The sequence below is a fragment of the Streptomyces sp. NPDC002044 genome, from assembly GCF_040296725.1.
Lineage (GTDB): Bacteria > Actinomycetota > Actinomycetes > Streptomycetales > Streptomycetaceae > Streptomyces > Streptomyces antarcticus.
This window is the reverse complement of sequence record NZ_JBEOXU010000009.1, coordinates 17,260-37,140: the sequence shown is the minus strand read 5'-3', so window position 1 is coordinate 37,140 and position 19,881 is coordinate 17,260. Positions and strand designations below refer to the sequence as shown.

At 73.2% G+C, this 19,881-nt stretch carries 12 protein-coding genes, 3 tRNA genes and 2 pseudogenes; 8 read left to right on the top strand and 9 right to left on the bottom strand.

The window, feature by feature from the left end; genetic code table 11:
- Positions 1-10: 10 nt before the first annotated feature.
- Positions 11-721: an esterase/lipase family protein gene (locus tag ABT106_RS04230; protein ID WP_351272026.1), complete on the bottom strand. Its 711-nt coding sequence runs from the start codon at positions 719-721 to the stop codon at positions 11-13.
- A 211-nt stretch (positions 722-932) separates the two neighbouring features.
- On the opposite strand from ABT106_RS04230, the gene ABT106_RS04225 reads away from it, so the two are divergent.
- The 3 genes and pseudogenes from ABT106_RS04225 (at position 933) to ABT106_RS04215 (ending at position 5,028) form a co-directional block, all read left to right on the top strand.
- On the top strand, positions 933-1,970 hold the full coding sequence (locus ABT106_RS04225; protein WP_351272023.1) for a rod shape-determining protein: 1,038 nt from the start codon (positions 933-935) through the stop codon (positions 1,968-1,970).
- A pseudogene (locus tag ABT106_RS04220) lies at positions 1,967-3,567 on the top strand (GAF domain-containing sensor histidine kinase). The gene ABT106_RS04225 and the pseudogene ABT106_RS04220 overlap by 4 nt, the downstream one beginning before the upstream one ends.
- Before the next feature lie 102 nt (positions 3,568-3,669).
- On the top strand, positions 3,670-5,028 hold the full coding sequence (locus ABT106_RS04215; protein ID WP_351272020.1) for a carboxyl transferase domain-containing protein: 1,359 nt from the start codon (positions 3,670-3,672) through the stop codon (positions 5,026-5,028).
- Positions 5,029-5,218: 190 nt separating this feature from the next.
- Here the strand turns inward: ABT106_RS04215 and ABT106_RS04210 are convergent.
- A pseudogene (locus ABT106_RS04210) lies at positions 5,219-5,981 on the bottom strand (MFS transporter).
- A gap of 214 nt (positions 5,982-6,195) precedes the next feature.
- Here ABT106_RS04210 and ABT106_RS04205 point away from each other — a divergent pair.
- Positions 6,196-7,392, top strand: coding sequence for a carboxylate-amine ligase (locus tag ABT106_RS04205; protein ID WP_351272017.1), 1,197 nt, complete (start codon positions 6,196-6,198; stop codon positions 7,390-7,392).
- A 582-nt stretch (positions 7,393-7,974) separates the two neighbouring features.
- On the opposite strand, the gene ABT106_RS04200 is transcribed toward ABT106_RS04205, so the two are convergent.
- The 3 genes from ABT106_RS04200 to ABT106_RS04190 all read right to left on the bottom strand — a co-directional run bounded on the left by ABT106_RS04200 (position 7,975) and on the right by ABT106_RS04190 (position 8,384).
- Positions 7,975-8,048, bottom strand: a tRNA-Ile gene (locus ABT106_RS04200).
- 185 nt (positions 8,049-8,233) lie between these two features.
- A tRNA-Asn gene (locus tag ABT106_RS04195) sits at positions 8,234-8,306 on the bottom strand.
- 5 nt (positions 8,307-8,311) lie between these two features.
- Positions 8,312-8,384, bottom strand: a tRNA-Asn gene (locus ABT106_RS04190).
- Between the two features lie 145 nt (positions 8,385-8,529).
- Between ABT106_RS04190 and ABT106_RS04185 the strand changes: the two genes are divergently transcribed.
- The 4 genes from ABT106_RS04185 (at position 8,530) to ABT106_RS04170 (ending at position 14,335) form a co-directional block, all read left to right on the top strand.
- Positions 8,530-8,832, top strand: coding sequence for a YtxH domain-containing protein (locus tag ABT106_RS04185; RefSeq protein ID WP_351272014.1), 303 nt, complete (start codon positions 8,530-8,532; stop codon positions 8,830-8,832).
- Between the two features lie 194 nt (positions 8,833-9,026).
- Positions 9,027-10,478 (top strand): FGGY family carbohydrate kinase, encoded by a 1,452-nt coding sequence (locus tag ABT106_RS04180; protein WP_351272011.1) that lies wholly within the window; start codon positions 9,027-9,029, stop codon positions 10,476-10,478.
- A gap of 204 nt (positions 10,479-10,682) precedes the next feature.
- Positions 10,683-12,416, top strand: coding sequence for an ABC transporter ATP-binding protein (locus tag ABT106_RS04175; protein ID WP_351272008.1), 1,734 nt, complete (start codon positions 10,683-10,685; stop codon positions 12,414-12,416).
- Complete coding sequence (locus ABT106_RS04170) at positions 12,413-14,335, top strand: ABC transporter ATP-binding protein (RefSeq protein WP_351272005.1); 1,923 nt, start codon at positions 12,413-12,415, stop codon at positions 14,333-14,335. The genes ABT106_RS04175 and ABT106_RS04170 overlap by 4 nt, the downstream gene beginning before the upstream one ends.
- Positions 14,336-14,468: 133 nt before the next feature.
- Here the strand turns inward: ABT106_RS04170 and ABT106_RS04165 are convergent, their stop codons facing one another.
- The 4 genes from ABT106_RS04165 to ABT106_RS04150 all read right to left on the bottom strand — a co-directional run bounded on the left by ABT106_RS04165 (position 14,469) and on the right by ABT106_RS04150 (position 19,743).
- On the bottom strand, positions 14,469-15,668 hold the full coding sequence (locus ABT106_RS04165) for an RNA polymerase sigma factor (protein ID WP_502979203.1): 1,200 nt from the start codon (positions 15,666-15,668) through the stop codon (positions 14,469-14,471).
- 226 nt (positions 15,669-15,894) lie between these two features.
- Complete coding sequence (locus ABT106_RS04160) at positions 15,895-17,973, bottom strand: molybdopterin oxidoreductase family protein (RefSeq protein ID WP_351272002.1); 2,079 nt, start codon at positions 17,971-17,973, stop codon at positions 15,895-15,897.
- A 184-nt stretch (positions 17,974-18,157) separates the two neighbouring features.
- Positions 18,158-18,922, bottom strand: coding sequence for a glucose 1-dehydrogenase (locus ABT106_RS04155; RefSeq protein ID WP_351272160.1), 765 nt, complete (start codon positions 18,920-18,922; stop codon positions 18,158-18,160).
- Positions 18,923-18,996: 74 nt separating this feature from the next.
- Positions 18,997-19,743 (bottom strand): SanA/YdcF family protein, encoded by a 747-nt coding sequence (locus ABT106_RS04150; RefSeq protein WP_502979202.1) that lies wholly within the window; start codon positions 19,741-19,743, stop codon positions 18,997-18,999.
- Between the last annotated feature and the right edge of the window lie 138 nt (positions 19,744-19,881).

The window sequence follows — 19,881 nt, the reverse complement described above, 5'->3', positions numbered from 1 at the left end:
CGCCCTCGGCCTAGGAGGCGAGAAAGGCCCGTACGCCCGCCGAGGTGGCGTCGTCGCCCAGCAGGTCGTTGTGCTCGATGCAGCCGACCGTCGTGTTGGCGGCCCCGGTGAGCGGGACGCTGTCGTCCGGGTTGACGACCTCGTCGCACGGGGACCAGAACGTCGCGTACTTCACCGCGCCCGGGGTCTCGTCCCCGGCGTTCAGGTTCTTCACCACGTACGAGCCGGGCGTCATGTCCCGGCACGCCTGGTCCCACAGGGCGCAGGCCCAGGCGGTGGAGGTGCCCCGGTTGGGGCCGGCCAGCGAGACCCAGTGGCCGACGGTGGCGGCGCCGCCGCCGAACTTCACGTACCAGCGGCTCACCAGCGAGCCGAAGGAGTGCGCGACGACGTCGACGCGGGCGGCGCCGGTCTGCCGGCGGACCTCCTCGACGTACGCGCCGAGCCGGCCGGCGAGGACCTCGTTGACGGACCGGTGCGTGTCGTAACCCCACGAGAACAGCTCCGAGTCGGCGTACCCGGCGGCCCGCAGGTCCTCGCGCAGGGAGCCCCAGACGCCCGGGTCGGCGTTGTAACCGTGGACGAAGACCACCGGATTGCGCGATGATGCCTGGTCAGCGGTGCTCCCGGTGCCCCGGTCGGCCGCATGGGCCGCGAAGGGCGCCAGCAGCGCCAGGCAGAGCGTCAGAAGTGCCAGCAGTCTCTGGCGGGCCGTCAGCATCAGGTCCCCCTTTACCTTGTTACGCGCGAGTAGTGCGTGCGGTGCGCGCATGGTGCTGTCTGTCGGTACAGAAATCCACCCCCGTGCGGGCACCCGGCACCCCCGGCCGGAGCAGCCCAACAGGCGGTTCACCCCATATGCCCGGGATGATATGAGAAGCGACCGGCGGTCCGCCGGTCATCTTGCGTCAGCGCTCTCGGGAGGATCTGCCGTGACCGTCAGTCTTGAGCAGTTGCGCCGCTGCCACGTCGCCGTCGACCTGGGCGCGGCCAGGACCCGCGTGTACGTCAAGGGCGCCGGCCTCGTCGTCGACGAGCCCAGCGTCGCGGCGGTGAACACGCGCACCGGCGCGCTCATCGCCGTCGGCACCTTCGCCGAGCGGATGACGGGCCGTACGCCCGACTACATCCGGGTCGTACGCCCCGTCTCCGGCGGCACCGTCGTCGACATCGAGATGGCGCAGCGGATGCTGCGTCACCTCCTCGGCGAGAAGCTGCGGCGCGCCCTGCGCCGCAAGCCCCGGCTGCGCGCCGCGGCCTGCACCCCGCACGACGCGGACCCGCTGGCCCAGCGGGCGACCGTGGAGACCCTGGTCGGACTCGGCGCCCGGCGCGTCGAGCTGGTCGACACCCTGATCGCCGCGGCCGTCGGCTGCGGCCTGCCCGTGGAGCAGCCGACCGCGACGATGATCATGGTGTGCGGGGCGGCGGCCACCCAGGTGGCCGTCCTCTCCCTCGGCTCGATCGTCACCGCCGAGCGCATCCCGGTCGGCGGCGAGGCCATCGACCACGCGATCGTCCAGCACCTGCGCCACGCGCACGAGCTGATGCTGCCCAGCCAGGCGGTCCGGCCGCTCCAGCTGGCCCTGCACGGCAACGGAATCACCGCCGAGGGACCGGCCTCCACCCTGATCCACGGCCGCGACGTGGCCACCGGTCTGGCCCGCTCCGTCCAGGTGGACACCGCCGCCGTGCGCGACGCGATCTTCACCCCGCTGACCGCCGTCCTCGACGGCATCGGCAAGGTCCTGCGGGACTGCCCGCCGGACCTGGTCGCGGACCTGACGGACCGGGGGATCATGATGGTGGGTGGCAGCGCCCTGCTGCCGGGTCTGGACCAGATGCTGCGCGACGCGACCGGGATGCCCGTCGCCATCGCGGAGCGGCCGGACGTGTGCGCCGTGCTCGGTCTCGGCGCGATGCTCGAAGGGAAGATCGCGCCCATGGTTCTCAACCCGCTGGCCGGATGACGCACGCGGGACGGCAGCCCGCCCCGGGCCGGGACCCCGCCCGCGCCCCGGGCCGGGACGGGGAACAGCCCAGCCTGCCCGTCCTGCTGGAGGCGGTGCTCAGCGTCGGCTCCGAGCTGGAGCTGCACGCCACCCTCCAGCACATCGTGGACTCGGCGACCGGACTGTGCGGGGCCCGGTACGGGGCGCTCGGGGTCATCGACCCCGAGCGCGTCCGGCTGACCGGGCTGTTCACGTCCGGGATGACCGAGGCGGAAAGGGCCGCCGTCCCCCGCCTGCCGGACGGCCGCTCCGGCCTGCTCGGAATCCTGATCAGCGACCCGCGCCCGCTGCTGCTCGACGACCTCACCCGGGACCCCCGGTCGGCCGGCTTCCCGCCCGGCCATCCGCCGATGCGCGGCTTCCTGGGCGTTCCGATCCGGGTGCACACCGAGGTCTTCGGGAACCTCTACCTGACCGAGAAGCAGGGGGGCGGCTCCTTCACCGACGATGACCTCGCCCTGCTGCGCGTCCTGGCCTCGCAGGCGGGCATAGCGATCGGCAACGCCCGGCTGTACGAGACCGTGCGCCGCCGGGAGCGCTGGATCGAGGGCGCGGCCGCCGTGACCACGACCCTGCTGGCCGGACGCCCCGCGGCGGACGCGCTGATGTGCGTGGCCGAACGGGCCCGGCTGCTGGCGGACGCGGCGGCCGGCGTCGTGCTCCAGCCCACCCCCGAGGGCGGCATGGAGATCGTCGCCGCCTCCACCCAGGGCGAACCCGGGGACCTGGTGGGAACGGCCATCGCGCCCGGCTCCCGGTCCTGGAACAACTCCTCGGCGGCGAGGCGGTCTTCATAGAGGACTCGGCGACGGACCCCCGCATGACCACCCACGTCCGGGAGCGCTTCGGCCCCAGCATGATGCTGCCGCTGCAGAGCGGTGGGCAGCTGATCGGCACCCTGGCCCTGCCCCGGGACCGTGGCGGGCCGGCGTACGACGCGGTGGACCGGCTGCTGGCGTCGCAGTTCGCCTCCCAGGCGGCGCTGGCCCTCGTCCTCGCGGACGCCCAGCACGACCGGGAGCAACTGGCGGTCTACGAGGACCGCGACCGGATCGCCCGGGACCTGCACGACCTGGTGGTCCAGCGGCTGTTCGCGACGGAGATGATGCTGGAGAGCACCCGCAGGAGGTCCTCGAACGCACCGGCCGGGGACACCGTGGGCGACGAACTGGCCCGGGCCGTCGACGAACTGGACTCCACCATCCAGGAGGTCCGCACCGCCATCTTCGCCCTCCAGCAGCCGCCGACCGACGCCCCGACGACCTTCCGGGGGCGGGTCCTGCGCGAGACGGGCGGCGCGGCGGTCCTGCTGGGCTTCCAGCCGTCGGTGCACTTCGCGGGGCCGCTGGACGCCCTGCTGCCGGAGCCGGTGGCGGGCGCTCTGCTCTCCGTCCTGCGCGGCGCCCTCGCCGCGGCGCACCGCCGCAGCGAGGTCGCCTCCATCGAGGTGGAGGTGGACGCGACCCCGTCCCGGGTCCGCCTGACCGTCTCGGACGACGGCCGTACGGAATCGGCGGCGCGGGGCACGACGGTGACCTGGGAGTCACCGCTCTAGAGCGTCCCGGGCGGTCCCGGGCCGTGCCGGGCGGCCCGGGACGGCCCGGCACCGTGCCCGCCGGCCGGGCGGGCCGTTGCCGGCACCGCCTAGGGTGGCCCCGTGACGACGACCCGCCTCTCGGCCCGCGCGGCCATCGCCTCCCTCGCCGACGCCGGCAGCTTCGCCGAACTCCCCCCACCCCCGGGGCAGTCGACGCCCGACGGGCCGCTGGCCTGGACCGGGTACGACGACTCCCGTGCCCGCGCCGCGCGGCGGACCGGCGAGGCGGAGTCCGTCGTCACCGGCGCCGCCCGCTTCGGGGGCGTGGAAGCCGCCGTGATCTCCTTCGAGTTCGGCTTCCTCGGCGGCTCCCTGGGCCAGCGCACCGGCGACCGGCTCGAAGCCGCCTACGCGCACGCCCGCGCGCACCGCCTGCCCCTGGTCTCCCTGATCGCGACCGGCGGCTCCCGCATGCAGGAGGGCATGCTCGCCCTGACCCAACTGCAGCGCGTGGCCCGCCAGTGCGTTCTGACCCGGGCCGCCGGGCTCCCCCAGCTGGCCGTCCTGCGCGATCCGACCACCGGCGGCGGCTGGGCCACCCTCGGGGCCGGGGCCGACGTGGTCCTCGCGCTCCCGGGGGCGCAGGTCGGCTTCGCGGGCTCCCGGGTCCGGCCGGCGGACGCGGACCCGGCGGCCTACACGGCCGAGGGGCAGTACGCCGCCGGGCACGTCGACGCCGTCGTGCCCCCGGCGGAGCTGCCCGGGACCCTCGCCGACTGGCTGCGCGTGCTGACCGCGCCCCGCCCCGGGGGGCCCGTCGAGCCGCCGGCCGCGCTGGGCGGCGTACACGACGGGACCCCGCCGGAGACCGGCTGGGACGCCGTCCGCCAGGCCCGTCACCCGGACCGGCCGCGCGCCGGGGCGTACCTGGACGCGTACTTCGCGCTGCGCCTGCCGCTCTCCGGTGACCGGGCCGGCGGCACCGACCCCGGGATGCTGTGCGGCTTCGGGCTGCGGGAGGGCCGCGCGGTCGCGTACGCCGCCCAGTGCGGGACCGCCACCCGCCCGGCCGGCTACCGGACGGCCGCCCGCGTCATCCGCCTCGCGGACCGGCTCGGCATCCCGGTGCTCACCCTGGTGGACACCCCGGGCGCGGCCAACGACGCCGCCGCCGAGCACGCGGGCGCCGGGCCCGCCATCGCGGACGTCTTCGCGGCACTGGCCTCGGCCGCGGTGCCCGTCACCACCCTGCTGATCGGCGAGGGCGGTTCGGGCGGCGCCCTCGCGCTGGCCGCGCCCGGCCGTACGTGGGTCACCCCCGACAGCTACTTCTCGGTGATCGCCCCCGAGCTGGCGGCGGCCATCCTCAAGCGGCCCCCGGAGGCCGCCCCCGCCACCGCGGACCAGCTCCGCATCCGCCCCCAGGACCTGGTGGCCCTGGGCGTGGCACGCGGCGTGGTCGCGCCCCGGACCGGCTGAACGGACGGCCCCGTCGTAGCCGGAGACGACCAGGCCCTCGATGGTGTCCACCAGCGGATGGTTCTGCGGCAGCTTGGACGGGGCGCCCAGCGTGGGGCAGTCGTCGAAGTCCCCGGGCAGCGTCTTGCGCGCCGTGCGCAGCCCCGGCAACACGATCGCAACGAACCCGCCGGGCTCCCTTCACAGGCGGCTACGCCTGCGGTGACCTGGCGTCGTAGCGGGCGAAGCCGCGCCAGCGCAGCGCGAGCAGGGCCAGCACCAGGACGCACGCGAGCCCGCCGCCCGTGATCGCCACGGTCGGCGAGGTCAGGTCGGCGACGGAGCCGGCGACGAAGTCCCCGAGCCGGGGGCCGCCCGCGACGACCACGATGAACACGCCCTGGAGCCGCCCCCGCATCTCGTCCGGGGCCGCGGCCTGCATCATCGTGGAGCGGAACACCATGGAGATGGTGTCGGCCCACCCCGCCAGGGCGAGGAAGAGATCGCCCCCAGGGCGGGGGCCGCAACCATCAGCCCGACCGTCTTGGCGTCGCCGCCGAACCACAGGACCGCGATGGCCGGGAACAGTGCCTTCGGCTGGGCGAGCACCATCGCGGCCAGGTCGGAGAAGAAGGTCATCCGGATGTTGGGCCGGGTCCCGAGGAAGCGCAGGCCGTCCAGGACGGACGCCCGCCCGCGAAAGTGCGCCGGTCGAGGGTGTCGGCGATGGCTCCGCCGTACAGGCCGAAGGCGACGAGCGGGACGAGCGAGAAGAGGCCGACCAGCCCGACGGAGAAGCTGGAGCCGGTGATGTCGTAGACCTGGAGCGAGATCGCGAGGGCGGTCATCGCCTGCCCGACCCAGGAGATCATGCTGCCGGTCCACAGCCGCCGGTAGTCCGGAGAGGTGCGCAGGGGAGTCAGGTCGGCGAATATCCGGGGCCGGGTGCGCTTGGGTGCGGTCGTACGGTTCACAGCGGATGGCAACCACCGCCCGGCCGCGCACCCCAGGCGATTTCCCGCGCTTCACACACCGGTCACAGTCGCCCCACTCGGCTCCGCAATCCCGGCGCCGACGGATGCTTGCCGCTAACACGCCACTATCACCGGACATTTGACCGAATCGACGTGCGCTCCTCACCTCGTGTTCGGCTCATGATGAAAAGACTCGTATGTCCAGGGAGGCGCAGTGATCGAACCTGGCAACAGCACCACGAGCGACAGCACCGCGCGTACCGGCGCCGCGCACCACACGGTGCGCCCCGCCGTCCCCCCGGCCGGCCCGCCCGCCGTCCCCCTCACCCTCGGAGTCGAGGAGGAGTTCCTGCTCGTCGACGCCCGCACGTTCCGATTGGTCCCCGCCGCCGAGCTCGTCCTCGCCACGGCCGGCGGGCTGCCCGGCGAGCTGCACCCCGAGGGCACCCGCTACCAGGTGGAGCTGTCCACCCCCATCGCCCACTCGGCGGCCGCGCTGCGCGGGGAACTCGCCGCCCTGCGCCGCACCCTCGCCCGCGCGGCCCGCGCCCACGGCTGCCGGCTGCTGGCCTCGCCCTCTCCGGTCCTGGCCGTGGAGGGGCCGCTGCGCCTGACCGACGACGAGCCGCGCCAGCGCGAGCAGCACCACCGCTTCGGCTCGCTCACCGAGACCCTCGTCAGCTGCGGCCGTCACGTCCACGTCGGCACGCTCGACGTGGACACGGCGGTGGCCGTGTCCAACCGGGTCCGGCCCTGGCTGCCCACGCTGATCGCGCTGGCCGCCAACTCGCCGTTCTGGGGCGGCCGCGACACCGGCCACGCCAGCTGGCGTGCGATGGCCTGGGCGGGCTGGCCCTCGGCGGGGCTGCCACCGCACTACACGTCCACCGCGCACTTCCGGCGCTCGGTGCGGACGCTCCTGGACTCCGGGGCGGCCCTGGACACCAAGATGGTCTACTGGGACCTCCGCCCCTCGGGGCACTGGCCGACCCTCGAGATCCGGGCGCCGGACATGTCCCCCGACATCGACGCGGCCATCCTCCAGGCCGAGCTGGCCCGGGCCCTGGTCGCCACGGCCCTGCGGGAGATCGCGGAGCGGCGCCCCGAACCGGCGGTGCGGGACGACGTACTGCGCCTGGCGCGCTGGCGGGCGGCCCACGACGGGCTGGAGGGGTTCGGCCTCGATCCCTACTCGGGCGCGGAACTCCCGGCGGCCGACCTCGCGGAGGCCCTGCTGGACCTGGTCGCCCCGGAACTGGCGGCCGTGGGCGACCTGGACCACGCGGCGAAGACCCTGGCGGGCCTCCTGCGCGACGGCTCGGGCGCCCACCGCCAACGCGCGGCCTTCGCCCGCCGCCAGGACCTGACGGACGTACTGCGGCACTTGGCGGACGAGACGGAGAACTTCTAGCGCCGCGAGGAGGTGAACCCTTCCGGTCACAGCACCGGCCACCGGGCTGCCCACGCACCGCCCGCAAGGCGTAATACAGAAGGAGGAGGGTTCGCATACTGGACGCACGCGGGGGTTCCGACACCCCGGCGAGGTGTCGGAACTGTCGTCATACGCCCCGCAGGAACTACGGGACGGTCCTCGGCCATACGCCGACTCGCCCTTGACGCCAGCAAGGAGTCAGGCACGAATCTCCGAACGACGTCCTGCGACGCCAGCTCCTGAGAGGCGAGAAGCCCCCCGCCGACCCGACTGGCGCCCGCCGAACCGGATCCCTGATGTTCATCATCGACGCCGGGCTAGCGGCCCCCGGAGACAAGCTGCGGCACCACCAGTCGCGACTCAAGGGCACGGGACGTTCGCATCCCGGCTTCCCGAGGGACCGGACGCTCCCTCAGCGTGAGGGGTGGAGGAGCCAGGCGAGGGGCTCCGAGGGGGATTCGGAGGGGATCCGTTCACCCCACCCCGGCCGCCTGATGGCACGAAAGCCCCCGGACACGCCAAAGCCGCAGGTGAGATCGTTTCTTCACCTGCGGCTCGCAGTGGGGCGGGTGGGACTCGAACCCACGGCCGACGGATTATGAGTCCGCTGCTCTAACCGGCTGAGCTACCGCCCCTTCACGGCGTGGCGCGTACACATGTGCGCGCCGTCTGCCGCAGCATAGCCGCTCATACGATCTCCTGCCTCGGATGCGTCGCATGATCGGCTTCGCCTGTTCAGAGAGACCGCGCTGAGGGCTGCCCGGTTCCAGAAGAGGGCAAAAAAAGAAGAGGACCCCACCCGGGGCCCTCTTCTTCCTTGCTCCCCCGGCTGGACTCGAACCAGCAACCCTCCGGTTAACAGCCGAATGCTCTGCCAATTGAGCTACAGGGGACCGCGCTCCCCCGACTGGACTCGAACCAGTAACCTGCCGATTAACAGTCGGCTGCTCTGCCAATTGAGCTACAGGGGATTGCTGCGGTGCATCGAACAGCCCACCTCCGGCCTTGCCGGGGGGCGACCGTCCGTTGCGAGACATAGATTAGCGCAAGCAGGGGGGTGCTCCGCCAATCGGTATCGCCAGCGGGCCGGGCTCCCCACGACGAAGGGTGGCAGGCATGCGGTACAAGGTCACGTTCGTGGTCGGACTGGCCCTGGGCTACGTACTCGGGACGAGGGCCGGGCGCGAGCGGTACGAGCAGCTGAGGAAGTCCGCGCGGGAAGTCGCCCAGCACCCGGTGGTGCGCAACGCCGCCGAGACCGCGGGGCACAACGGCCGCGAGTTCGCCGGAAAAGCCTTCGCGGCGGTGAGCCAGAAGGTCGGCGACGCCGTCCCGGAGGGCCTGGCCGAGCGGGTGCGCGGCCTGCGCGACCGGGTCGGCGGCGGCGCCGAGGACGACTGGGGCACCAGCAACACCTGACCCCGTCGCGGACCCCGCGGCAGCCCGCCGGGCCTCCGCGGGGTCTTTCGCGTGGTCTTCGCGGATCTTCCCGGGGCCTCCCGGGGCCTCCCGGGGCCTCCCGGGGCCTCCCGGGGCCTTCCCGGGGCCTTCCCGGGCCCTTCGCGGGGTCCGCGGCGGTGGAGTCCGGCCGCGCGTGCGGCAGAATCCTCCGCATGGGGATAGTCGCCGGGCTGGACAGCTCTTCCACCTTCACTCGTATCGTCGTCTGCGACGCCGATACGGGCGCCGTACTGCGCCAGGGGTACGCACCCCACCCACAGCCCACGGGGGAACCCGACGGCGCGAACCCCCACGAGACCGATCCGCAGGCCTGGCTCCTCTCGCTCGGCGAGGCCGCCGGCGGCGGGCTCCTCGAAGGCGTGCAGGCCATAGGGGTCTCCGCGCAGCAGCACGGTCTGCTGCCCCTGGACGCGCAGGGCGGTCTCGTACGCTCCGCGCTGGTCGGCAACGACAAGCGCGGCCAGGTGGCCGCCGCCGACCTCATCGACTCGCTCGGCGGCCGGCAGGCCTGGTCCGAGGCGGTGGGCGCGGTCCCGCACTCCGCGCAGCCGATAGCCAAGCTGGCCTGGCTGGCCCGCACCGATCCCGACGCGGCCCGCCGGATCGCCGTACTGATGTCCCCGCACGACTGGCTGGTCTGGCAGCTGCTGGGCCGGCCGGCCCGGCGGACCACCGACCGGGGCGGCGCCTCCGGGACCGGCTACTGGTCGGCGGCCACCGGTTCCTGGCGCCCCGACCTGGTCGACCTGGCGCTCGGACACCAGGCGCTGCTGCCCGAGGTGCTCGGGCCGGCCGATGCCGCCGGGACGACGCCGGAGGGGCTGCTGATCTCCGCCGGCACCGGCGAGACGATGGCCGCCGCACTCGGCCTCGGCCTCGCCCCCGGCGACGCCGTGGTCTCCCTGGGCGCCTCCGGCTCGGTGATGGCCGTGCACCGCGAGGCGCTGGCGGAGCCGGGCGGTCTGATCACTTCCCTGGCCGACGCCAGCGGCCTGCACCTGCCGGTGGTGAACACCTCCAACGCGGTACGGGCCCTGCGCGGTACGGCGGAGCTGCTGGGCACCGACCTGGCGGGGCTCTCCGCGCTCGCGCTGAAGTCGACGCCGGGCGCGCACGGCCTCGTACTCCTGCCGTACCTGGAGGGAGAGCGGACGCCGAACCTGCCGCACACCGCCGGGACCCTGTCCGGGCTCCGCCGGGACTCGATGAAGGCGGAGCACCTGGCCAGGGCCTCCTTCGAGGGCATGCTGTGCGGGCTGGTGGACGCCCTCGACGTGCTGCGCTCGCGCGGTGTCGGGATCCGCCGGGTGTTCCTGCTCGGCGCGGCGGCCGAGCTGCCCGCCGTGCAGGCGTTCGCGCCGGGCCTCTTCGGGACGCAGGTCGTGGTCCCCGCCCCGGCCGACTACGCGGCGCTCGGCGCGGCCCGCCAGGCGGCCTGGGCGCTCGGCGCGGCGCGGGGCACGCTGGCCCCGCACACCCCGCCGGTCTGGCCCGCCCCGTCCGCGCAGGTCTTCGAGCCGGGCGAGGACTTCCCGGCCTGGCAGGCGGTGCGGCAGCAGTACATCGCGACGCGGGATCAGATCCACCCCGGCGCGTTCGCCTAGGCGCGGACGGGCGGCGCCGGCGGGCGGCGCGGACGGGTTCGGAGACGGCGTGGACGGGCGGCGCCGGCGGGTTCCGGCCCGAGGCGCGGGGCGTACGGCGGCCTACTCCTTTTGACCGGCCTTTGCGAAATCCGGTGGGGATCGGGCCACCGGTTGGCTCAAGATGGGGTGAACCCCCTCGATCTTGCCGACCGGAGCCTGCGCGTGCTCATACGACTTCTGCGGACCCATCTGGGGCCGTACCGGAAACCCATCGCTCTGCTGGTCCTGCTCCAGCTGTTGCAGACCAGTGCGAGCCTCTACCTGCCGACCCTGAACGCGGACATCATCGACAACGGTGTCGTCAACGGGGACACCGGCTACATCCTGCGCTTCGGCGCCCTGATGCTGGCCGTCTCGCTCGTCCAGCTCGTCTGCAACGTCGGCGCCGTCTACTACGGCGCCCGTACCGCGGCCGCCTTCGGCCGCGACGTCCGCGCCGCGATCTTCGACCGGGTGCAGAGCTTCTCCGCGCGGGAGCTCGGCCAGTTCGGCGCCCCGTCCCTGATCACCCGTACGACCAATGACGTCCAGCAGGTCCAGATGCTGGTGCTGATGACCTTCACGCTGATGGTCTCGGCGCCGATCATGTGCGTCGGCGGCATCGCCATGGCGCTCTCCCTCGACGTGAAGCTCTCCGGGGTCCTGCTCGCCGTGGTCCCCGTGCTCGGTCTGGCGGTCGGCGCGATCGTCTTCCGCACGCGGCCGCTGTTCCGGCAGATGCAGGAGCGCCTGGACACGGTGAACCGGGTGCTGCGCGAGCAGATCACCGGCAACCGGGTGATCCGCGCCTTCGTCCGCGACGACTACGAGAAGGAGCGCTTCCGGGAGGCCAACGCGGACCTGACCGGCGTTTCGCTCGCCGCCGGCAAGCTCCTGGCGCTGATGTTCCCCACCGTCATCGTGGTCGTGAACATCTCCAGCGTCGCCGTCATCTGGTTCGGCGCGATGCGCGTCGACAGCGGCGACATGCAGATCGGCCAGCTGACGGCCTTCCTCGCCTACCTGATGCAGATCGTCATGTCCGTGATGATGGCCACCTTCATGTTCATGATGGTGCCCCGGGCCGAAGTGTGCGCCGAGCGCATCCAGGAGGTCCTGGACACCGACTCCAGCGTCGTCCCGCCCGTGGACCCGGTACGCGCACTCGCCCGGCACGGACAGCTCGAACTGCGCGGCGCCGACTTCCGCTACCCGGGCGCCGAGGTGCCCGTGCTGCGCGGGGTGGACCTGGTGGCCCGCCCCGGCGAGATCACCGCGGTGATCGGCTCCACCGGCAGCGGCAAGTCCACCCTGCTGGGCCTGGTCCCGCGGCTCTTCGACGCGACCGGCGGCGAGGTGCTCGTCGACGGGGAGGACGTACGACGGCTCGATCCGGAACTGCTGGCCAAGACGGTCGGCATGGTCCCGCAGAAGCCGTACCTGTTCTCCGGAACCGTCGCCTCCAATCTGCGCTACGGGCGCCCCGACGCGACCGACGAGGAGCTGTGGCAGGCCCTTGAGGTGGCGCAGGCCAGGGACTTCGTGTCCGAGCTGGAGGGCGGCCTGGAGGCTCCCGTCAACCAGGGCGGGACCAACGTGTCCGGCGGGCAGCGCCAGCGCCTGGCCATCGCCCGCACCCTGGTGCAGCGCCCGGAGATCTACCTCTTCGACGACTCGTTCTCGGCACTCGACTACGCCACGGACGCGGCCCTGCGCGCGGCGCTCGCCCGCGAGACGCAGGACGCGACCGTGGTCATCGTCGCCCAGCGGGTCTCCACGATCCGCGACGCGGACCGGATCGTCGTCCTGGACGAGGGCCAGGTGGTGGGCGAGGGGCGGCACCACGAACTGATGGCCGGCAATGAGACCTACCGGGAGATCGTGCTCTCCCAGCTGACGGAGGCGGAGGCCGCATGAGCGGGCCCGGAGGACGGATGATGATGGGACCGGCCCAGCGGTCCATGGACTTCAAGGGCTCGGGCCGGCGCCTGCTGGGCCAGCTCGCGCAGGACCGGGCCAAACTGTGGGGCATGGTCGGCGCGGTCGTCGGCAGCGTCGGCTGCGCGGTCGTCGGGCCGAAGATACTCGGCGACGCCACCGACCTGGTGTTCGCGGGGATCGTGGGGCGGCGGATGCCGTCCGGGATCACCAAGGAACAGGCCCTGGAGCGGATGCGCGCCGACGGGGAAGGCGGCATGGCCGACATGCTGTCCGGCACCGCCTTCACCCCCGGGCAGGGCATCGACTTCGGTGCCGTCGGGGTCGTGGCGATCTGGGCGCTGGTGGTGTTCACCCTGGCCGGGCTGCTGATGCTGGTCGCGACGCGGCTGTCGAACCACGTCATGAACGGCACCGTGTACCGGATGCGCGAGGAGCTGCAGGCGAAGCTGTCGCGGCTGCCGCTGTCGTACTTCGACCAGCAGAAGCGCGGTGAGGTGCTCAGCCGTGCGACGAACGACATCGACAACATCGGGCAGACGCTCCAGCAGACGATGGGGCAGCTGCTCAACTCGCTGCTGACCATCGTGGGCGTGCTCGCGATGATGTTCTGGATCTCGCCGCTGCTGGCGCTGGTCGCGCTGGGGACCGTACCGGTGTCGATTTTCGTCGCGGCGAAGATCGGCAAGAGGTCGCAGCCGCAGTTCGTGGCGCAGTGGAAGACCACGGGCACGCTCAACGCCCACGTCGAGGAGATGTACTCGGGCCACACGCTGGTCAAGGTCTTCGGCCGGCAGAAGGAGTCGGCGGCGCTGTTCGCCGAGCAGAACGAGGAGCTGTACCGGGCCACCTTCAAGGCGCAGCTGGTCAGCGGGATCATGCAGCCGGTGATGTTCTTCATCTCGAACATCAACTACGTGCTGATCGCCGTCGTCGGCGGTCTGCGGGTGGCTTCGGGCACCCTGTCGATCGGTGACGTGCAGGCCTTCATCCAGTACTCGCGCCAGTTCTCGATGCCGCTGACGCAGGTCGCCTCGATGGCGAACCTGGTGCAGTCGGGCGTCGCCTCGGCGGAGCGGGTGTACGAGCTGCTCGACGCGCCGGAGCAGGAGGCCGACGCGGTGGTGCCGGAGCGGCCGGAGCGGCTGCGCGGGCAGGTCACGCTCGACAAGGTGGCCTTCCGCTACGAGCCGGACAAGCCGCTGATCGAGAACCTCTCGCTGACGGTCGAGCCGGGCCACACGGTCGCGATCGTCGGCCCGACGGGCGCCGGCAAGACCACGCTGGTCAATCTGCTGATGCGGTTCTACGAGGTCACGGGCGGCGAGATCGCGCTCGACGGCGTGGACATAGCGAAGATGACCCGCGAGGAACTGCGCGGGGGCATCGGCATGGTGCTCCAGGACACCTGGCTGTTCGGCGGCACCATCGCGGACAATATCGCGTACGGCGCCTCGCGCGAGGTCACGCGCGGCGAGATCGAGGACGCGGCGAAGGCGGCCCACGCGGACCGCTTCATCCGCACCCTGCCGGACGGCTACGACACGGTGCTGGACGACGAGGGCGCGGGCGTCAGCGCGGGCGAGAAGCAGCTGATCACCATCGCCCGGGCGTTCCTGTCGGACCCGGTGATCCTGGTGCTCGACGAGGCGACGAGCTCGGTGGACACCCGGACCGAGGTGCTGATCCAGAAGGCGATGTCGCGGCTCGCGCACGGCCGTACGTCCTTCGTGATCGCGCACCGGCTGTCCACGATCCGCGACGCGGACGTGATCCTGGTGATGGAGAGCGGATCGATCGTGGAACAGGGCACGCACGAGGAGCTGCTCGCCTCGGACGGCGCCTACGCGCGGCTGTACGCGGCGCAGTTCGCGCAGGCGGTCGCGGAGGTCGACTAGCGGGCATCGAGGGGCGGGCATCGAGGGGCGGACACCGACGGGCGGGGCGGCCGACGGGGGGCGGCCGGTCCCCGCGGCCGGCCAGCCGGCCCACCCGCCACGGGAGCGGGGGCGGGAGCGGGCCGGTCGCGGATCAGTCCAGGTAGCCCCGGAGCTGGTCGGCGAAGGCGTGGTCGCGCAGCTTGTTGAGGGTCTTGGACTCGATCTGACGGATCCGCTCGCGCGTCACGCCGAAGATCCGCCCGATCTCCTCCAGCGTGCGGGGGCGGCCGTCGGCGAGCCCGTACCGCAGCTGGACGACCTTGCGTTCGCGCTCACCCAGGGTGGAGAGCACCGCTTCGAGGTGTTCGCGCAGCAGGAAGAACGCGGCGGACTCCACGGGTGAGGCGGCGTCGCCGTCCTCGATGAGGTCGCCGAGGGCGACATCGTCCTCCTCGCCCACCGGGGAGTGCAGGGAGATCGGCTCCTGCGCGAGGCGCAGCACCTCCATGACCCGTTCGGGGGTCAGTTCCAGGTGGGTGGCGACCTCTTCGGCGGTGGGCTCGTACCCGCGTTCCTGGAGCATGCGGCGCTGGACGCGGACGACCCGGTTGATCAGCTCCACGACGTGGACCGGCACGCGGATGGTCCGGGCCTGGTCGGCGAGGGCCCGGGACATCGCCTGCCGGATCCACCAGGTGGCGTAGGTGGAGAACTTGTAGCCGCGGGCGTAGTCGAACTTCTCGACGGCCCGGATGAGTCCGAGGTTCCCCTCCTGGACGAGGTCGAGCATGGTGAGGCCGCGGCCCACGTACCGCTTCGCGACGGAGACGACGAGCCGCAGGTTCGACTCGATGAGACGGCGCTTGGCCATCCGGCCCATGACGACGAGCTTGTCGAGATCGAGGGCGAGCCGGGAGTCGAGGTCCGGGGTGCTGCCCAGCTTCTCCTCGGCGAACAGTCCGGCTTCCACGCGCCGGGCGAGGTCGACCTCTTCGGCGGCGGTGAGGAGCGGGATCCTGCCTATCTCGCGCAGGTACTGCCGGAACAGGTCGGCGGACGGGCCCGCGCCGCTGTTGGCGTCGCCTGCGCCGCTGCGCCTGCGCGGTGCCGGCACCGGCTCGTGCGGCTCCGGTACACCGGGCTCCTCGTCCGTCTCGTCCGCTTCGGCCGCCTCGTTCTGCGCTTCGTCCGCGACCTCGTCCGCCGCTTCGTCCACGACGTCGGCCTCTGCCTCGGCCTCATCGGCCTCCGAGGACTCGCTCACGTTCACGGTCAAGGGCTGGGTCTGCACGGGGGCGGCCTCCAGGGCTCCGAGGACGGGGGCACCGCACCTCAGTGTGGCGTACGGCACATCACCGCCACGAGGGGCGTGCGAGCACTTTCTGGGTCCGGTACGTGACCGGATGGTTACCCCCCGGCGGCAACCCCGATGCGGATCGGACTCATGTCCGAGAGGATCGCCGCCACGCCTCGCGCGAAACGCGCGTGCCGTTGCGCTGCCCGGACCCGCGGCACTCGGCCACCCCGAAACCCGCTCCGGAGCAGGGGAGTTGAAGGCCGTCGGCATCGCCCTGGGGTCAGGCGGGCTCGACGCGGACCGCGCAGACCTTGAACTCGGGCATCCCGGATACGGGGTCCAGGGCCGGGTTGGTGAGGGTGTTGGCGCGGCCCTCGCCGGGCCAGTGGAACGGCATGAAGACCGTGTCGGCGCGGATCGCGTCGGTGATGCGCGCCGGGGCGACCGCCCGGCCGCGGCGCGAGGTCACCGCCAGCGGCGTGCCGTCGGTGACGCCGAGGCGGGCCGCGAGGCGTGGATGCAGCTCGACGAAGGGCCCGGGGGCTGCGGCGTTGAGCTCGTCGACCCGGCGGGTCTGGGCGCCGGACTGGTACTGGGCGACGACCCGGCCGGTCGTGAGGTGGAGCGGGTAGAGGGCGTCGGGGACCTCGGCGGCGTCGCGGTGGGAGACGGCGACGAAGCGGGCGCGGCCGTCGTCGGTGGCGAAGGAGTCGAGGAAGAGGCGAGGCGTGCCGGCGGCGCCTTCGGGGCAGGGCCAGAAGACGCCCTGCTCGGCCTCGATCCGGGCGTAGGTGATGCCCGAGTAGTCGGCCGGGCCTCCCGCCGAGGCGCGGCGCAGTTCGTCGAAGACCTCCTCGGGGGCGGTGGGGAAGCCCTTCTCGACGCCGAGCCGGGAGGCCAGCCCGTGCAGGACCTCCAGGTCGGTGCGGACCCCGGGTGGCGGGGTGAGGGCGCGGCGGCGGAGCAGGACGCGGCCCTCCAGGCTGGTGGTGGTACCGGTCTCCTCCGCCCACTGGGTGACCGGGAGGACCACGTCGGCGAGGGCGGCGGTCTCGGAGAGGACCACGTCGGCGACGGCGAGGAAGTCCAGGGAGCGGATGCGGTCCTCGATGTGGGCGGCGCGGGGGGCGGAGACCACCGGGTTGGAGCCCATCAGGAGCAGGGCCTTCACGTCGGTGCCGAGGGCGTCGAGGAGTTCGTAGGCGCTGCGGCCGGGGCCGGGGAGGCTGTCGGGATCGACGCCCCAGACTCCCGCGACGTGGGCGCGCGCCGCCGGGTCGGTGAGCTTGCGGTAGCCGGGGAGCTGGTCGGCCTTCTGGCCGTGCTCGCGGCCGCCCTGGCCGTTGCCCTGGCCGGTGAGACAGCCGTACCCGGACAGCGGGCGGCCGGCCCGGCCGGTGGCCAGGCACAGGTTGATCCAGGCCCCGACGGTGTCGGTGCCCTTGGACTGCTGTTCCGGACCCCGGGCCGTGAGGACCATGGCGGAGGAGGGCGCGCAGAACAGGGCGGCCGCCTCGCGGAGCTTGGGGACGGGGACGCCCGTGACGCGTTCGACGTGCTCGGGCCAGTGCGCCATCACGGCGGCGCGGGCCTCCTCCCAGCCGGTGGTACGGGCGGCGATGAACGCCTCGTCCGTACGGCCCTCCGCGACCACCAGGTGCAGCAGGCCCAGCGCCAGCGCGAGGTCGGTCCCCGGGCGGGGCGCCAGGTGGAGGTCGGCCTGCTCGGCGGTGCGCGTGCGGCGGGGGTCGACGACGATCAGGGTGCCGCCGTTCTCCTTGAGTTCGGTGAGGTAGCGCAGCGCCGGGGGCATGGTCTCGGCCAGGTTGGAGCCGACGAGGATCACGCAGCCGGTGCGCGGGACGTCCTCCAGGGGGAAGGGCAGACCGCGGTCGAGGCCGAAGGCCCGCTGGTGGGCGGCGGCGGCCGAGGACATGCAGAAGCGGCCGTTGTAGTCGATCTGCGAGGTGCGCAGGGCGACGCGCGCGAACTTGCCGAGCGCGTACGCCTTCTCGTTGGTGAGCCCGCCCCCTCCGAACACCCCGACCGCGTCGCGGCCGTGGGTCCGGCGGGTGCGGGCCAGGCCCTCGGCGACTGTGGCGAGGGCCTCCTCCCAGGTGGCCGGTTCCAGCCGCCCGGCGTGGGTGCGGACGAGCGGCTCGGTCAGGCGCACCCGGGAGGACAGCACGGCGGGGGCGGTGCGGCCCTTGCCGCACAGCGCGCCCCGGTTGACCGGGAAGTCCGCCCGCTCCTCGACCGCTACGCCCGTGCCGCCGGGCTCGGGGCGGAGGTTCATCCCGCACTGGAGCGCGCAGTACGGGCAGTGCGTGGCGGTGACGGGGGCTTCCGGGAGGTGCATGCCCTCCAGCCTGCGTCGGCGGTGTTACACGGACCCCCGCCCACGGTTACACCTCCCCTACGGCCGCCTCAGCGCCGTCCGCCGGGCGCGGTGAGGCCCGGTGGCCCGGGCGCACGGGGCCATCGCCCGTACCGGCGTACGCGGCACCGGCCATACCGGCGTACGGGGCACCGGCCGCGCGGGACTACTGGCCCGTGAGGTACTTCACGGTCAGGCCGGCCGTCCAGCCGCCGTCCACGGCGAGTTCGGCGCCCGTCATGTACCCGGCGGCGTCCGAGAGCAGGAACGCGACCGCCGCCGCGATCTCCTCGGGGACGCCGACGCGGCCCATCGGTGTCCCGGGGTAGTTGCCCTCGCCTGCCTGGATGCCGACCGGGGCGGTCATCGGGGTCAGGGTCATGCCGGGGTGGACGGAGTTCACCCGGATCCGTGCCTCCGCGAGTTCGACCGCGCCGATCTTCGACAGCCCGCGCACGGCCCACTTGGAAGCCCCGTACCCGGCGGTGAGCGCGAGGCCGGTCAGGCCGGCGGCGGAGGAGATGTTGACGATGGATCCGCCGCCGCCGGCGCGCAGCAGCGGTATCGCGGCCTTGATGCCGATGAACACGCCGACCAGGTTGATCTCGACGACCCGGCGGAAGTGCTCGACGCTCTCGTGCTCCAGGAACTGGCCGGTGGATATGCCGGCGTTGTTCACGAGCCCGTCGATGCGGCCGAACTCGGCGACCGCGTGGTCCAGCGCCGCCTGCCAGTCGGCCTCGCTGGTGACGTCGTGCCGCACGAACCGCGCCGCCCCGCCGAGCTTCGCGGCGGTCGCCGCGCCCTCCGCCTCCAGCACGTCGGTGATCAGCACCCTGCCCCCGCCGTCCACGACGGCCCGCGCGATGGCGGCGCCCAGGCCGCGTGCTCCACCGGTGACGACGACGGCCTTGCCGCCCAGATCCACCACGGTCACGGTTCCCCCTCTGATGCTCGAACAGGCCAACCGACATATGACTAATCGGCATACCCGCCGGTCGCGCGTCAGTCTGCCAGAGCGGCCAGAGCCCGCGACACCCCCTGCTCCTTCGGCCCGAGGAACCGCGGCTCGGGCTTGAAGGCCGCGTCCAGTGCCGCCTTGCCCGCCGCGAAGACCTCGCGGGTGCCGCCGTAGTACCAGGTGGCGTCGTGCTCGTCGTCGACCCCGACCCCGTACGACTCCACCCCCGCGGCCTCGCACAAGGCCACGGCCCTGCGTATGTGGAAGCCCTGGCTGATCAGCACGGCCCGCTCGACCCCGAATATCTCCGTGGCCCGGACGCACGAGTCCCACGTGTCGAAGCCGGCGAAGTCGCTGACGATCCGGTCCCCCGGCACCCCCTTGCCGGTGAGGTACCCGCGCATCGCGCCGGGCTCGTCGTACTCGGTGCGGCTGTTGTCCCCCGTGATCAGGACGACCTTGACCCGGCCCGCCCGGTACAGCTCGGCGGCGGCGTCCAGCCGGTTGGCCAGGTAGGGCGTGGGCCGCCCGTTCCACAGGCCCGCCCCGAAGACCACCGCCACCTCGGCGGCGGGAGCGTCCGCCGTGCTCCGCAGCCGGTCCGCGGCCGTCGCGTGCGTCCACGCCGAGGGCAGCAGGGCCAGGACGCACCCCGCCATCACCGTCTGGACGGCCCGCCTCCGCACCCGCACCCCGCGCGGCAGCCGCACCGCGGGCAGCCGCACCGCCCCCGCCCGCACCGCCCCCGCAGACCGCCCCGCCAGCGCCCGCACCCAGCCCTGCGTTCCCATGACCGCCCCCCATCGCGCTCGCCCCGCGGCGCTCGACCCCTTGCGTTCAACATCGTTCGCACGGATTGACGAACCGACCCCGCTCCCCAGTTCCAGCTCCCCCACCTTTCACCCGTACGAATGAGCGAGTGAGCAGCC

Coding starts and splice junctions, on each gene's coding strand:
- ABT106_RS04230 (WP_351272026.1), bottom strand. CDS start 721: ATGCTGACGGCCCGCCAGAGACTGCTGGCACTTCTGACGCTCTGCCTG.
- ABT106_RS04185 (WP_351272014.1), top strand. CDS start 8,530: ATGCGGTACAAGGTCACGTTCGTGGTCGGACTGGCCCTGGGCTACGTA.
- ABT106_RS04180 (WP_351272011.1), top strand. CDS start 9,027: ATGGGGATAGTCGCCGGGCTGGACAGCTCTTCCACCTTCACTCGTATC.
- ABT106_RS04170 (WP_351272005.1), top strand. CDS start 12,413: ATGAGCGGGCCCGGAGGACGGATGATGATGGGACCGGCCCAGCGGTCC.
- ABT106_RS04160 (WP_351272002.1), bottom strand. CDS start 17,973: ATGCACCTCCCGGAAGCCCCCGTCACCGCCACGCACTGCCCGTACTGC.
- ABT106_RS04150 (WP_502979202.1), bottom strand. CDS start 19,743: ATGGGAACGCAGGGCTGGGTGCGGGCGCTGGCGGGGCGGTCTGCGGGG.